14 protein-coding genes are annotated in these 12754 nt (G+C 41.7%); 3 read left to right on the plus strand and 11 right to left on the minus strand.

Going from position 1 to position 12754, the window contains the following annotated elements:
- The first annotated feature begins 249 nt into the window (after positions 1-249).
- Positions 250-819, plus strand: a complete 570-nt coding sequence (gene yyaC, locus A7D23_RS11735) for a spore protease YyaC (RefSeq protein WP_019224909.1) — start codon at positions 250-252, stop codon at positions 817-819.
- A gap of 2 nt (positions 820-821) precedes the next feature.
- Here the strand turns inward: yyaC and A7D23_RS11740 are convergent, their stop codons facing one another.
- From A7D23_RS11740 to rpmH, 11 genes are all read right to left on the minus strand, one after another.
- Positions 822-1331, minus strand: a complete 510-nt coding sequence (locus tag A7D23_RS11740) for a DUF4446 family protein (RefSeq protein WP_019224908.1) — start codon at positions 1329-1331, stop codon at positions 822-824.
- A gap of 48 nt (positions 1332-1379) precedes the next feature.
- A complete protein-coding gene (locus A7D23_RS11745; RefSeq protein WP_019224907.1) occupies positions 1380-2237 on the minus strand; it encodes a ParB/RepB/Spo0J family partition protein in 858 nt (285 codons plus the stop codon).
- Positions 2230-2991 carry a ParA family protein gene (locus A7D23_RS11750; protein WP_015045007.1) on the minus strand — a complete coding sequence of 254 codons (762 nt, stop codon included), beginning with the start codon at positions 2989-2991 and terminating at the stop codon, positions 2230-2232. Before A7D23_RS11750 ends, A7D23_RS11745 begins: the two co-directional genes overlap by 8 nt.
- Positions 2992-3338: 347 nt before the next feature.
- Entirely contained in the window at positions 3339-4073 is a 735-nt protein-coding gene (rsmG, locus tag A7D23_RS11755) for a 16S rRNA (guanine(527)-N(7))-methyltransferase RsmG (RefSeq protein ID WP_176714427.1), read from the minus strand.
- A 13-nt stretch (positions 4074-4086) separates the two neighbouring features.
- Entirely contained in the window at positions 4087-5994 is a 1908-nt protein-coding gene (gene mnmG / locus A7D23_RS11760) for a tRNA uridine-5-carboxymethylaminomethyl(34) synthesis enzyme MnmG (RefSeq protein ID WP_025206235.1), read from the minus strand.
- Between the two features lie 7 nt (positions 5995-6001).
- A complete protein-coding gene (gene mnmE, locus A7D23_RS11765; protein ID WP_019224904.1) occupies positions 6002-7381 on the minus strand; it encodes a tRNA uridine-5-carboxymethylaminomethyl(34) synthesis GTPase MnmE in 1380 nt (459 codons plus the stop codon).
- A gap of 97 nt (positions 7382-7478) precedes the next feature.
- Positions 7479-8120: an RNA-binding cell elongation regulator Jag/EloR gene (jag, locus tag A7D23_RS11770; protein WP_019224903.1), complete on the minus strand. Its 642-nt coding sequence runs from the start codon at positions 8118-8120 to the stop codon at positions 7479-7481.
- A 12-nt stretch (positions 8121-8132) separates the two neighbouring features.
- Positions 8133-8852, minus strand: coding sequence for a YidC/Oxa1 family membrane protein insertase (locus tag A7D23_RS11775; protein ID WP_019224902.1), 720 nt, complete (start codon positions 8850-8852; stop codon positions 8133-8135).
- An 11-nt stretch (positions 8853-8863) separates the two neighbouring features.
- Positions 8864-9073 (minus strand): membrane protein insertion efficiency factor YidD, encoded by a 210-nt coding sequence (gene yidD, locus A7D23_RS11780; protein WP_207635598.1) that lies wholly within the window; start codon positions 9071-9073, stop codon positions 8864-8866.
- Between the two features lies 1 nt (position 9074).
- Positions 9075-9419, minus strand: a complete 345-nt coding sequence (rnpA, locus tag A7D23_RS11785; RefSeq protein WP_019224900.1) for a ribonuclease P protein component — start codon at positions 9417-9419, stop codon at positions 9075-9077.
- Between the two features lie 60 nt (positions 9420-9479).
- Positions 9480-9614 carry a 50S ribosomal protein L34 gene (gene rpmH / locus A7D23_RS15670; protein ID WP_081580541.1) on the minus strand — a complete coding sequence of 45 codons (135 nt, stop codon included), beginning with the start codon at positions 9612-9614 and terminating at the stop codon, positions 9480-9482.
- A gap of 435 nt (positions 9615-10049) precedes the next feature.
- On the opposite strand from rpmH, the gene dnaA reads away from it, so the two are divergent.
- Positions 10050-11387, plus strand: coding sequence for a chromosomal replication initiator protein DnaA (gene dnaA / locus A7D23_RS11790; protein WP_019224899.1), 1338 nt, complete (start codon positions 10050-10052; stop codon positions 11385-11387).
- 254 nt (positions 11388-11641) lie between these two features.
- Positions 11642-12739, plus strand: a complete 1098-nt coding sequence (dnaN, locus tag A7D23_RS11795) for a DNA polymerase III subunit beta (protein ID WP_019224898.1) — start codon at positions 11642-11644, stop codon at positions 12737-12739.
- Positions 12740-12754: the final 15 nt, after the last annotated feature.

The following is a 12754-nucleotide window of genomic DNA, read 5'->3' on the forward strand; positions in this document are numbered from 1 at the left end:
GTTGACATGGTACTTATACCTTATATTTATTGCGGATATTCCTGACTCTAATTATAATATGGGTTTGGATTTTTTCATATTCTGATTTTGATTTGTTACGCATAAATATTACTGATTGTGGAAATAATAGCAAAGTACTCTAAAAATTATTATTTTGCATATTTACTCACATAAACAATCATACGATCGCAATGCCATGGATGGAAATTGCAGCGACTCTATTTCATTTAACCTCCGGAGGTATCCGCATTGAACCCATTGCCAGGAATTCGAGAAAAAGAGCATCTGCGTGCCCATTACACAGACCGTCCCGGTCTTTACCAGCTTCAGTTAAGGTTGAAAAAATATCTGAAAGCTGCAGCCGGTAGACCGGTGGTTCTATTATGTATAGGGACGGATCGTTCTACCGGCGATTCTCTGGGGCCTTTAACCGGCACAAAACTAGATGAAAAAGGTCTTTCAGGATTGACGGTTGTCGGAACGCTCGAAAAGCCTGTTCATGCAGAAAACCTTGAATCCACCCTGAAAAACTTGTTTGCCAAGTATTGCAATCCCTATATTATTGCCCTGGATGCCTGCCTGGGTCAACTTGACTCCGTTGGCTACATCAGCTTGGCAGAAGGCCCTTTAAAACCAGGAACCGCCGTAAAAAAAGAACTGCCGGAGGTAGGAGAAATCCACCTTACCGGCATTGTCAATATCAACGGTTTTATGCAATACATGGTGCTGCAAAACACCAGATTGAGTATCGTATGGCAAATGTCTGAGGTACTATGTAATTTGTTCCAGCGGACTTACTTCTTGTTGAATCAATCTTGAATTTAAATAGTTAGCTCATTCTTCGAGGCTTTTTCAATAGCGAACTTCTCCTCAGGGCTAAGTTTAACATTGGCCTGCCCTTTTTCGATCCCTTTGGCATAGATTCTGCACTCTTCAACACTATGAATTCCTGTAAGGACGACGCCGGTCTTTTCCTGATTCAGTAAAGCAAGGGCGAAGCTCAGGTCGGCACCCATATTTTCGAAAGAATTAAATCGGACCAGTTCCGCGCGGTCAATTCCGTTGCGGGCTTTATCTTCGGCAAGCTTAAGCCTTTGCCCATGCTCTGCAGCAATACGGCTTAATTCAGCAACTTCTTTTAAATTGGCGCTCAGCAGTTCTTCCAGCTGTGTTCCGGATAAGAACGTCTGCAGGCTGATATAGGATTTTTCAAATTTACTCATACGGACACGTAGAGCATTGGTCATAACAATCGCAATCACGGTAACGATCAAGGCTACAACCGATACTGCCAAGACGATAATCAACTCGGGTTCTAAAATAGAAAACAAAAATGATCCCCCCTAAAGAATGTAATAACATGTTCCACGTGGAACATATTAAACTTCAATCTCCCAACGTTCTAAAAGCCGGTTAAGTTCATCCCGGGAATAATAATTAATCTCAATTTTTCCTTTTTCTTCACTTCCTGATACAGCTACCTTGGTCTGAAAACTGTGCCGCAGTTTTTCTTCAATATCATTTAAAGAACTATAGCTCTTGTTTTTCGGTGTCTTCACAGCATTTTTGGCAGGCTGCACTTTCTTTTCACTATTCTGAACAATCGTTTCCGTTTCCCTTACAGATAATAATCCCTCAACAGCCCGTTTCGCGAGAGAAATCTGCTGCTCTTTATTTTCTAAAGAAAGTATCACCTTGGCATGTCCCAAAGAAATTGCTTCTTTATTAATCAGTTCCAAGACTTCAGCGGGCAGCTGAATAATTCGAAGTAAGTTGGCTACAGTAGGCCTACCCTTACCGACGCGTCTGGCAACCTGTTCCTGAGTTAGTCCATAATCTTGAATTAAGCGTGCATATGCAAGGCCTTCTTCTACAGGAGATAAGTCCGCGCGCTGGATATTTTCGATTAAAGCCTTTTCCGTCATTTCCTGCTCAGTGCAGTCTCTCACAATACAGTTAATTCTGTCGATCCCTGCAAGCTGTGTAGCTCGAAAACGCCTCTCTCCCGCAATGATGATGTATCTGCTTCCTTCAGGCTTTACAAGGATAGGCTGCAGTAATCCATGTTCTTGAATAGAATCCGCAAGCTCTTGAAGTTTTTCACGGTCAAACTCCCGTCTCGGCTGGCCAGGATTTGGTACAATATCCGCCAGCATTATTTCTTTAATTTCACTGCTTTCCGTTTCTCTTTCCGTAATTAAAGCGCCAAGCCCTCGGCCTAAACCTTTTTTAGACACGTTCCAAGACCTCCTCGGCTAAATCTCGATATACTTCAGCTCCACGCGACTTGCTATCATATAGAATGATCGGCTGACCATGGCTCGGGGCTTCACTAAGCCGAACATTCCGGGGAATAATGGTTCTGAAGACTTTATCTCTAAAATATTTCTTAACCTCATCGACGACCTGAATCGATAAATTTGTCCTCGCATCAAACATGGTCAAAAGTACGCCGATAACTTGAAGGTCTCTATTAATGGAACGTTTGACCTTATCAAGCGTATTGACTAGCAAGCTTAAACCTTCCAACGCATAATACTCACATTGAATAGGAATCAAAACATCTGTTGCCGCACAAAGTGCATTCAACGTAAGAAGTCCCAGGGAAGGGGGACAATCAATAATGATAAAATCAAATTCATCCTTTATTCCTTGCAAAGCAGTTGCAAGCTTTCCTTCACGGTACAGCTGGGAGACTAGCTCAATCTCAGCACCGGCCAGTTCAATACGGGCAGGCGCAACCTTTAAGTTTTTCAGCTCTGTATCGGCGATCACACTTTGAATGTTTTCTTCATTGATAATTACATCATAAATACAGCGGGACAACCGATGTTTCATAATACCACAACCGCTGGTGGCATTTCCCTGTGGATCAAGATCAACGAGGAGAACTTTTTTCCCTTTCTCAACCAGACTGGAGGAGAGATTCACAGCAGTCGTTGTTTTGGCGACTCCTCCTTTTTGATTTGCTATAGCAATGATTCTGGCCAATCTTGTATCTCCTTCCTCACAGACTTGATCAATTAGTACCTAGTCAACCTAAGATAATAATATAATGACGAGCAGATTTTTGTAAGACAAGGCGAAAAATTAAGGTATACCAGTCATATGGCAATTAACGTCCACGGGTGAACTAATGCAGCAATGCCATGGACTGCACGAAGCTACAAGAAAACACAGTATTACATGAAATATGCCGACAGTTATATAAAATTTAGGGTTGACATGGAACTTGGCCTGTAAAAAAATTTATTTATATTATTATACTACAAAATTATACTATAAAATATTTAAAAACCACTTATTTAATCATTCTTGATCATTTCAGCAGATGATTACTAGAGAGGGGTTTTTTTCGGTTTCCCAGCTTGACGCGGATATTGAGCAGGTGTGTTCAATATTTTTTTAACAATAATCAGAGAACGGTTATCCGCGCCTTCCGCCAATGAATATTTTTCGACATGCTCAACTTCACAGTTTAGGATCCGCAAGGCGTTCTTAGCCAAAGTTATTTCATTTTCAGGATCGATTCCCTTCGCTGCAATAAATCTTCCGCCAACTTTCAGCAAAGGAGTTGCATATTCCAGTAGTACCGGCAACTCCGCGACTGCTCTGGCCACCGTAATATCAAATCGCTGCCGGTACGCCTTGCTGCGGCCAATATCTTCAGCTCGTGCATGGCAGGTTTCGACCTTCAAGCCAAGGCTATCGCAGACCTCCTGCAAAAAATGAATTCTTTTGGCTAGCGCATCGACAAGGACGACTTTAATTTGCGGCAAAAGTATTTTAATGGGAATACCTGGAAATCCAGCACCGGTACCAAGATCCGCAATAACAATTTGTCCATTGGGATAATAATGCATTATCCACTTGACAAACACCAGAGAATCCAGATAATGCTTAATCACCATTTCTGCCGGATCGGTAATGGCTGTTAAGTTCATTTGTTCGTTCCTCTGAAGTAACAGTACTGTATATTGTTCAAACTTTTCAAGATGTTCGGCGGAGAGTTCCAGACTCAAGACATCCCGGACCTTATCGTGCAAGACGCTAAGCGGTTCCTTAAGATCCATTTCCAGAAATTGATCATTCATCAGAAATGTTCCTCCGCCTTTGTTCCAGATAAATCAATAAAACCGAAATATCCGCAGGACTCACTCCGCTGATTCTCGATGCCTGTCCGACGTTGATCGGCTGCACGCCGTTAAGCCGCTGTCTGGCTTCATTGGATAGACCTTTGATTTTCAAATAATCCAGATTAACAGGCAGAACTTTTTCTTCAAGTTTGATAAATCGGTTTACTTCTTCCTGTTGTTTCTGAATGTACCCTTCGTATTTAATTTGGATTGAGGCTTCTTCTAATACTTCAGCGTCATACGTCCCCATCTCCGGCATAAAACGTGGCAGCAAATCTGGTATAATTTCCGGCCTCTTCACAAGTTCCTCCGCTTTAATTCCGCTTCGGAGCGGAGTAGACCCCGCCTCGATCAGCAATTCCTGAATATCTGCACTGGCGGGAGAAAAAGTAATCGTCTTCCATTGCTGAAAGATTCTCTCCAGATTGTTCAGCTTCTGCTCAAAAATCTTCCACCTGTCATCTGCAACTAGTCCCAGTTTTCTACCCTTCTCAGTCAAACGCAGATCAGCGTTGTCCTGACGCAGCAGCAAACGGTATTCCGCCCTTGAGGTCAAAAGCCTGTACGGCTCACAAATCTCTTTATTGACCAGGTCATCAATTAGTACACCGAGATATCCGTCGGAACGCTTTAAAATAAAAGGTTCTCGGCGTAAAGCTTTAAGCGCTGCGTTGATTCCGGCCATTAAGCCCTGCCCGGCCGCTTCCTCATACCCGGATGTTCCGTTAAGCTGTCCCGCTGTAAAGAGCCCCGGGAGATTTCGTACTTCCAGCGTCAGAGAGAGCTGATACGGTTTGACATAATCGTATTCAATCGCATATCCGGGACGCAAAATCTGAACATTTTCCAAACCGGGAATGCTACGGAAAAACATATGCTGGATTTCTTCCGGCAGGCTGGTTGACAGCCCGGCAACATATAATTCCTCACTATCTTTGCCTTCTGGTTCAAGAAAAAGCTGATGGGCCTGCCGCTGCGCAAAACGCACAACCTTATCTTCAATAGAAGGACAATACCTCGGGCCAACGCCTTCCACCACGCCGGTATACAGCGGTGCGCGATGCAGATTATCTCGGATAATACCATGCGTTGTTTCCGTCGTGTAGCCCAGCCAGCAAGGAAGCTGATTTTCCGGGTTGTTTCCCCAAAACATGCTTCTAGTCGGCATAAACGAAAAATATTTTGGCTCGCTGTCACCCGGCTGAATTACGAACTTAGAGAAATCTACTGAGCTCTTCAGAATCCGAGGAGGCGTTCCGGTTTTAAACCGGCCAAGTTCTATGCCGCGTAGTTTCAGATCCTCAGACAGGGACCCCGAGGTGATTTCTCCGGCCGGTCCGCCTTCATAAAGCGCTTCCCCAATTATTATCCTGCTTCTGAGGTATGTTCCACCCGTCAGAACAATACTGCCTGCCTCAAAGACTGCGCCTGTACGCGTGACAACACCTTTAAGTTTATCCCCATCAAAATGGAGCCGCTCGACCAAAGCCTGTATCAAGGTAAGCTTGGCCTGATTGTATAGGTTGCTTAACATCCGATGGTGATAAGCTTTTTTATCTGATTGAACTCTTAGTGCATGGACCGCCGGCCCTTTGCCCGTATTCAGCAGCCTGGCCTGAAGTGCTGTCTCATCGGCAACAATTCCCATCTGACCACCTAGCGCATCAATCTCCCGCACCAGATGGCCTTTCGCCGGACCGCCTACGGACGGATTGCACGGCATATGCGCAACTTTATCTAAATTAATCGTAAGCAGCAGTGTATCGCATCCCATACGGGCAGAGGCGAGAGCAGCCTCACATCCGGCATGTCCCGCCCCGACAACAATTACATCATATTTTCCAGCAAAATAATCCACAATTAACCTACTTTCCAATACAGAATCGGGAAAAAATATTATTAAGCAACTCTTCCTGAACCTGATGCCCCGTAATCAAAGAGATTTCTTCGAGGGCTGAACGGACATCGATCGATACCAGATCAAATGGGACATTCGCATAGACAGCTTCAAGGGCTTTTTCCAGAGAGTGAATGCAATTTTCCAGAGCTTGAATTTGACGAATATTCGATAATAACGGATCAATTGTGACGGATATCTCTCCTTCAAAAACCCTGCTTAGGATTTCCTTTTCTAGTTCAGCAAAGCCAATCCTGTTTTTTACAGAAAACGCCAGCGCAAAAACTTCAGGAGAAAGAAAGGTATCCTTAAATTCATAAGAAGACAAAAGATCAATTTTATTAATCAAAACAATAGTTTTATTGGCGTATTCCTCAAGAATTGTTTTTTCTTCGTTCGTGAGCCTCCCAGAACGAATCTCGGAGGCATCGAGCAAGAGCAGAATGACATCTGCCATACTAAGCGCTTTCCAGGCTCTCTCAATGCCAATCATTTCGACTGGATCATCACTTTCTCGGATTCCGGCAGTATCGGTAAGGTGAAGCAGTACTTCACCAATCTTGATATATTCATGAATCTCATCCCGGGTTGTTCCTGGAATATCCGTGACAATCGCTCTTTCTTCGTGCAAAAGTGCATTCAGCAGACTGGATTTTCCAACATTCGGCCTACCAGCAATTACCGTGGAAAGACCTTCCCTGATAATTTTACCGGTCTTACTTCCTTTGAAAATTTCTAAAGAATTTTCTTTAGCATTTAATATTTTTTCAGACAGTTCTTTCAGTGCCAAATCATCAATTTCATCTTCCGGAAAATCAATGGTTGCTTCAATATAGGACAGGATATCCAAAATATCCTGTCTGACTTCATTAATTCTGGAGGACAATCTCCCTCCGAGCTGAAGCAAAGCCAAGTCCGCAGATAGCTCTGTCCTAGAGGAAATCAAGTCAATTAACGCTTCGGCCTGAACAAGATCCATTTTCCCATTCAAAAAAGCCCTTTTGCTGAATTCACCGGGTTCTGCCAAGCGCGCTCCCTGCCGAAGACAGGCTTCAATGATCCTTCTTGCGGGTATTAATCCGCCATGACAATTTATTTCATAAACATCCTCACCCGTAAAAGAATGAGGCCCTTTCATCCTGCTGATCAGGACTTGATCAAGCTGCATCGCACCATCATAAAAGTTCCCTAAATGAAGCGTAAATGTTGTGTCGGACAGCCATTTGTCTTGATGGACGGGACAAAAACAAACATCCAATATTTTTTGGGCTTGCTTTCCGCTTAAACGGATAACATGAATGGCCCCTTCTCCGGCCGGTGTAGCCAAGCCGACAATCGTATCATCCATTTTTCTCAACTCCAGAAATAGTAAAACTTAGCGTTCTATCTGAAAATAATAAACCTTTCTGACAGAAAAGTAAAAGGGGTTGCCCCCTTCTACATAATTATGCCTTTTCTATATGATTCCGTTTTAAAGCAAGGACAACTCTTCGGTGAGGCTCTTCCCCTTCACTAAAAGTCGTTACTTTCAATTCATTTTGCAGGGCCGTATGAATAATCCGCCGTTCTTGAGGACTCATCGGTTCTAAAACAATTCTATTGCCGCTTTTCTTAACCTTTTCAGCCAGTCTTTTAGCAAGAACAATCAGCGTTTCTTCCCGGCGCTTCCGATAACCCTCAACATCAATCACGATTCTCGTCTTATTAGACAATTTTTTTGCGACGGCTAAATTTGTCAGAAACTGTATGGATTCCAAAGTATCCCCTCTGCGGCCAATCAGTATGCCAAGGTCTAAACCGGTAATATTTATTTTGACCTGTTCATCACGATTAAATACTTCGAAGTTGGCATTGACGGACATTGCCTTGGTCAACCCTTTCAGAAATTCACAGGCCAGTGCTCCCGGATCATCCTCAAAATTGATTCTGACTCTAGCCATTTTACTGCCAAAAAGTCCAAGGAGTCCTTTTTTTCCCGGTTCTTCCAGCACTTGAACAGTAACCTGATCTCTGCTGACGCCAAGTTCGGCTAATCCCAATTCAATAGCCTCTTCAACCGTTTTTGCAGTTTTATCTGCAACCTTCATTCGTGTACCTCCTCAGTCAACAGAGGCTTCTTTTTTCTCTGCCGACAACTTCTTATTGATATAGACAGTTTGCAGGATCGACACAATGTTCATCGTTATAAGATAGAAACCTAAGCCAGAAGGAAGCGTAATTACGATATAAGCCATAAAGAACGGCATGACATACAACATCATTTTCTGAGTCTGTTCGGCAGTAGCCTCAGCTGTATCTTTTTTCGCACCAGGCTGATTCTTGTTGGGGCTTGTTGCCATCGAGACCTTTGTCATTAAGAAAGACGTCACCCCAGCGAGAATCGGTAAGATTAAATGATAGGACAATTGAAAGCCGTATGCCACAGTAATATTGAAACCTAAAAACCAGACACTGGCATCATTGCCGTAAGGGAAATTTGCCAACGTTCTATAAAATATCCACAAAATAGGAAGCTGTACCAAAATCGGCAAGCACCCCGAATAAGGATTCACCTTTTCTTCACTATACAGTTCCATGATCTTCTGATTCATCTTCTGCTTGTCATTGGCATACTTTTTCTGCAGCACTTTCATTTTTGGCTGCAAATCCGTCATTTTGCGCATGGACTGCATCTGTTTCCAGGTCAACGGGTAAAGAACAATCTTAATGATGATGGTAAAGATGATAATTGCCATACCCCAATATGGCAATCCGATCATGGACGAGAGATCAAACAGCCACTTTAAGATCGCGGCCATTCCCTGATAAACGATATCCACAAGAACCCTCCTTAAACTGGGTCATATCCGCCGGGATGAAAAGGGTGGCATTTGGTAATTCGTATGAGCGATTTACCAATCCCTTTGATGATCCCGTACTTTTTAACTGATTGAATCGCATAATCCGAACATGTAGGATAAAATCTGCAGGTTCGTCCTTTCAGAGGTGAGACAAATCGTTGATAGAAAACGATGATGGAAACAAAAACAGTTTCCATGATTTTACGCATTCTTTCCATCATAAATTCCCGCTTTTCTCCAAATATATAGTACAGATTTTTCAACTTCCTGCAAGGTTGCTTTGTTGATTGCCGCACGGGCAATCAAAATCATTTCACAGTCCATCTTCAATCCGTCTATATTCAAACGAACAGCTTCGCGCATAAGCCTCTTCGCCCGGTTGCGCTTCACTGCATTGCCAACTTTTTTAGAAGCAATAAATCCAAATTTTTTATTATGTCCTCGAAAGATGTATATGACAACTTGTCTTGAGGCATAACTTTTTCCATTGGTAAAGATACTTTGAAAATCGGTCTTTTTTTTCAACCTGTAAGACTTCAGCAGCATATGGCCCTCCTTGCTTTGCTAAAGGGCGTTCAGTACAAAAAAGGCCACAAACCTGCGGCCCTATACTGCTAACTTCTTACGACCTTTCAAACGACGACGTCTTAAAACGTTTCTACCGCCAGTACTTTTCATCCGTTCTAAGAATCCATGAACTCTTTTATGGCGACGGGATTTAGGCTGATATGTTCTTTTCAAAGCAAACACCCCCTTATAATTCCAAGAATAAAAACTCAGCTGGCGCCAAGCTATTAGCGGCAACCTTAGCTGCACTTAGATCTATCGAAAAGATGTTAGAGCATTTCTGATAGAACTAACAAAAACGAAAGACAGACTACAGAAAATTATACTCCAATTATTTTTATTATGTCAAGAAAATAACTGGTTAATAACTAGGTGAATATAATATGAAGAAGTTCCGGATTGTTTGTGAAGTTTCCTGGATACTCTGAATTAACTGTTGATAACGAAATGAAAAGTTGTTATGATAAATGTACATGTTCGCTCATATTTTGATGATTGGATGTGTATAATTTTTTCTTCTTTATCCGGGGTGTTATCCACAAATAACCTGATATTTGTGAATAATTTTTTTTTACTGATGACTTTGCACTATCAATAAGGGGGTTCTCTATGTCTCCTAATATTATATATTTAAACGCTTTCTGGGAAAATATCCTTGAGAAACTGAAAGATGAATTATCTAAGCCCAGTTTTGAAACTTGGCTGTCTTCAACGAAGCTGGTTGATTTCTCCAACAATCGGCTGACCATCAGTGTTTCCAATGAGTTTGCAAAAGACTGGCTGGAAAGCAGGTATTCCTCGCTCGTTAAATCCACTGTTCAAAATTACCTGAATGCACCGGTTACTCTAAACTTTATCGCAGAGCAAGATCCTTCCGATATTCCTCCAATAGAAACCCCTGGTGTTAATTTTGGCGTTTTGTCTCATTCCCTGAACCCAAAGTATACGTTTGATACTTTTGTAATCGGCAACGGGAATCGTTTTGCCCATGCCGCAGCACTTGCAGTTGCGGAATCTCCTGCTAAATCCTATAACCCTTTATTTGTCTACGGCGGCAGCGGGCTTGGCAAAACGCATCTAATGCATGCGATCAGTCACGTGATCAGCAAGAATTTTCCTTCGATGAAAATTCTCTATGTCACCGGCGAACAGTTCACGAATGAAATGATTGATTCTATCCGTTATGAAAGACAGGTCGAATTCCGGAACACTTACCGGAAAATTGACATCTTATTAATTGACGATATTCAGTTCCTGGCAGGCAAAGAAGGCACCCAGGAAGAATTCTTTCATACGTTTAACACTCTTTATGAGGCCAACAAACAAATCATTATTTCTTCAGACCGTCCCCCGAGAGAAATACCAACACTTGAGGAAAGACTTCGTTCGCGATTTGAATGGGGTTTAACAACTGATATTAATCCGCCTGACTACGAAACAAGAATTGCTATTTTACGCAAAAAAGCTGAGCTGGAAAATTTTATTGTACCTGATGAAATTATTATTTTTATTGCTTCCGAGATTCAATCCAATATCCGGGAGCTGGAAGGTGCCTTAAGTAAAATAACAGCTTACTGCATGCTCACTAACCAACCGATAACCGTTACCCTGGCAGAAGAGATATTGAAGGATATGATCCCACAGAAAAATCAAAAATTGATTTCTCTTGATATGATTCAAAAAAGTGTTGCTGAACATTATAAGATGTCCATTCAGGAATTCAAACAGAAGAAAAGAACAAGAACCATTGCTTTTCCCAGACAAATTGCGATGTTCCTATGCCGCGAGATGACGGATCTTTCTTTGGAACAGATCGGTGACAAATTCGGAGGCCGGGATCATACGACAGTCATTCATGCCTGTGAAAAGATCAGCGAACTGAAAAAAAATGATCCGCTGGTTGAAAAGAGCATCAATGACATTATCAGTAAAATTAAATCAAGTTAGAGTCTGATGAACCTTTATTTTATTTACTTAAACACACCGTAAATTAATAATTGTGGATATCTTTCCATCATTTCCACATGATATCAATACATTTATCCAATCAGACAGAAACCATATTTGGCTTTATATATCCTTTTATCCACAATTATTACCGCTATACTACTACGGTTACTACTAAATTAATATCTTATTATGAATAGTGAATAAATATGGTATAATTTTGAAATAGAGTCAGAATACATAGGAGGTATCCGATGAAAGTCTTATGCAAAAAGGAAGATTTGATTTTAGGAATAAACACTGTACAAAGAGCCGTGTCCTCCAAAAATACGCTTCCTATACTTCAAGGAGTCAGACTGAGAGCAGAAAACCAAAATCTCTGGTTTGAAGCCACTGATCTAGAAATTGGTATTCGATGCCAAGTCCCAGTCAATGTTCAGGAAGAAGGACAAGTCGTTTTACCGGCTAGGCTTTTTTCGGAAATTGCCAGGAAGCTTCCGGATACCGAAATTAGAATTGAAAGTACTGACAATAATATTAATATCTTTTACGATTCCTCTGATTTTGCGGTGAACGGATATGATCCTGAAGAGTATCCTGAGATTTCCGATATTACTTCCAATGAAAGCATTGAACTTCCGGCTTTACTTTTTAAAAGTATGATTCGTAAGACCATATTCGCTTGTTCAGTCGAAGAAACCAGACCTGTTTTTACCGGCGTGCTACTTCAGGTGAATAAAGAAAATATAACACTTGTCGGAACAGATACGCACCGACTGGCACTCAGCAATGAAGTTTTGCAGGGAAATCAAAAAGAGTTCAACGGGATTATTCCAGCCAAGACGCTGCATGAGATTTATAGGCTAATGGAAGATGATGACAGTATTTTAATCAGTTTTAACAATTCCAGAATTATTTTTAAATTTAGCCAGGTTCAAATTGTCACCCGTCTGATTGAAGGACAGTTTCCAAGCTACAAACAGGTTATTCCAGCAACATGCAACACGAAACTTTTGATATATACTCGAAAATTGATGGATGCAGTAGAAAGAGCCTCTCTTTTATCCAAAGACAATTACTTGAAGACCAATACGGTCCGTTTTAATATTGAGAATTCCCATATTAACATCAATCATTTTTCGGAAATGGGTAAAGTATTTGAACAGCTCGAAGTTGAACAGAATGGAGAGGACGTTGCAATTTCTTTTAATGCCAAGTATATCATCGACCTGCTTAAAGTTGTAGACACCGAAAACGTGGTTATGGAAGTTTCTGGACCATCTAGTCCCTGTATCTTCAGGCCCGAAAGTAATGATAAATATTTATGTTTAGTTCTGCCGCTAAGAAATTAGCATGATGATTCGTTT

The organism is Dehalobacter sp. TeCB1 (genome assembly GCF_001707455.1).
Classification (GTDB): Bacteria; Bacillota; Desulfitobacteriia; order Desulfitobacteriales; family Syntrophobotulaceae; genus Dehalobacter; species Dehalobacter restrictus.

Bases quoted from the DNA above. Each gene is read 5' to 3' on its own strand.
- rsmG (WP_176714427.1), bottom strand. From the start codon at position 4,073: ATGGATCTTAAGGAACCGCTTAGCGTCTTGCACGATAAGGTCCGGGAT.
- jag (WP_019224903.1), bottom strand. From the start codon at position 8,120: ATGAAGGTTGCAGATAAAACTGCAAAAACGGTTGAAGAGGCTATTGAA.
- dnaA (WP_019224899.1), top strand. From the start codon at position 10,050: ATGTCTCCTAATATTATATATTTAAACGCTTTCTGGGAAAATATCCTT.
- mnmE (WP_019224904.1), bottom strand. From the start codon at position 7,381: ATGGATGATACGATTGTCGGCTTGGCTACACCGGCCGGAGAAGGGGCC.
- rnpA (WP_019224900.1), bottom strand. From the start codon at position 9,419: ATGCTGCTGAAGTCTTACAGGTTGAAAAAAAAGACCGATTTTCAAAGT.
- dnaN (WP_019224898.1), top strand. From the start codon at position 11,642: ATGAAAGTCTTATGCAAAAAGGAAGATTTGATTTTAGGAATAAACACT.